General features: G+C 72.3%; 2 protein-coding genes. One reads left to right on the top strand and one right to left on the bottom strand.

Annotated features, from left to right (window positions below):
• Positions 1-853 (bottom strand): hypothetical protein (locus AB0G02_RS39495; protein ID WP_360805430.1); only part of this gene is annotated, 853 nt, incomplete at its 3' end.
• Positions 854-1,241: 388 nt separating this feature from the next.
• Between AB0G02_RS39495 and AB0G02_RS39500 the strand changes: the two genes are divergently transcribed.
• The gene (locus tag AB0G02_RS39500; protein WP_360805433.1) at positions 1,242-1,565 is read left to right on the top strand and encodes a hypothetical protein; all 324 of its coding nucleotides are present in this window, start codon (positions 1,242-1,244) and stop codon (positions 1,563-1,565) included.

Raw genomic sequence — 1,565 nt, forward strand, 5'->3', positions numbered from 1 at the left:
GGAGCGGGCACGGTCGACGGGCGCCGGTTCGGGCGCGGTGGCGGCGGGGGTGCGCTCCCACCACGGTGCGACCTGGGGCGCGAGCACGTCGTCCAACCCCGCGTCGGCCACCCACCCCGGCGCACAGCACCGCTGCAACCGCCGAGCCACCTCGTCCACCTGCCGGTCGCCCATCCCGGCCAGGTGCGCCCACGCGGCCGTGTCGAACGGCGGCCGGAGGTCTTCCCGCCGCAACAGCAGGTTGTCGCCCGTGTAGAGCGCGCCAGTCGGTCGGGTCCTTCGCCGGCGCCAGCAGCGACAGGTAGATGACCAGCCCGGAGAACGTGCCCATCCACCGCCCCCACGGCCGGTGCTCCGGCTGGTAGTTGCGGTGCCCGGTCTCGCGCGGCGCGCGCGTCCCGGAGAACCGGTCGGTCCACGAGCAGTCGAAGTCGACCAGCCGCAGCTCGCCGCCCCGGCCCACCAGGACGTTGCCGTGCTGGAGGTCGCCTTGCGCGAAACCGGTCCGCTGGATGCGGGTCACCAGGTCGCGCCACGACCGCGCCAGCGCCGACAACGACGCGGTGTCCGCGCGTTCCACCAACTCGTCGACGTGCTGGTTCAGCGTGTGGCCCTCGACCCACTGCATCCGCACCACGGGCCACGTGCGGCCGTTCACCCGGATCCCGTCCTCGACCCAGCGGGGCAGCGCGACCACGGCCTCCAGCCCGTTCGACGTGAAGTGCTCGTGCAGCGCGCCGTAACGCTCGGCGCTGGAGACGTCGTCCCGGGTGAAGAACCGCAACGCCTGCGCCTCACCACCGGCGACCGCCTCGAACACCACGGCGCTCGTGCCCGCCGCCGGCATGGGCACGCCGAGCGCCGGCCCGCGACCAGATCGCGGAACGCCTCCTGGTGGTCCAGCCCGGCCAACGTCGTCCACAACGCCCGCCGGTCGCGCAGGTCGGTCGCGGCGACCCACTGGGCGACCACTCGGTGAGCGATGGGTGTCAGCCGATGCCGGCGCAGAGTGCGCAAGCCTCACCTCCCGGGGAGGCCGTCGTCGATGCCCGGCCCGGCTCTCCTCTTAGCCTGGAATAGGGCAGCGGAGTGTTCCGTCTACTCCGGACAGGCCAGGGGTGCTGCGCAGTCCCGGCAATGGGTGGCTTGGGCTGGGGCAGGTGTGGCCTGAGCAGCGTTCGTGTGGCCGCCGCCGCGGTTGGGCGTGACGGCCAGGACCTCACGCGGGCTGTCGCCCGTCCGTGTCCGGCCACAAGATCGTCGCCGATCGGCAGACCATGTTCCGGTCTGCGCTGCCGCTGCACGGGCAACTCGGCTCGCCCATGCACGACAACGACGCGGTGTCCGAGCACCAGAACTGCGTGACCGGGCCGTCGTATCAGCCGGTCGTGCAGGCCCGGGACATCCACGGTGGCGTGCAAGTCCCGTCGGTGGGCGGCCCGGTCGCGGGTCGGGCCGACGAGCGGCCACTACGATCACCGGATCGAGTCATGGGTTGCACCCTCCTCGTTCGCGACAAGCACATCACGCGGCGCTTGACACCAAGTGGCCTACACGGAAAGTGA

The sequence above is a fragment of the Actinosynnema sp. NPDC023658 genome (assembly GCF_040639995.1).
GTDB lineage: Bacteria > Actinomycetota > Actinomycetes > Mycobacteriales > Pseudonocardiaceae > Actinosynnema.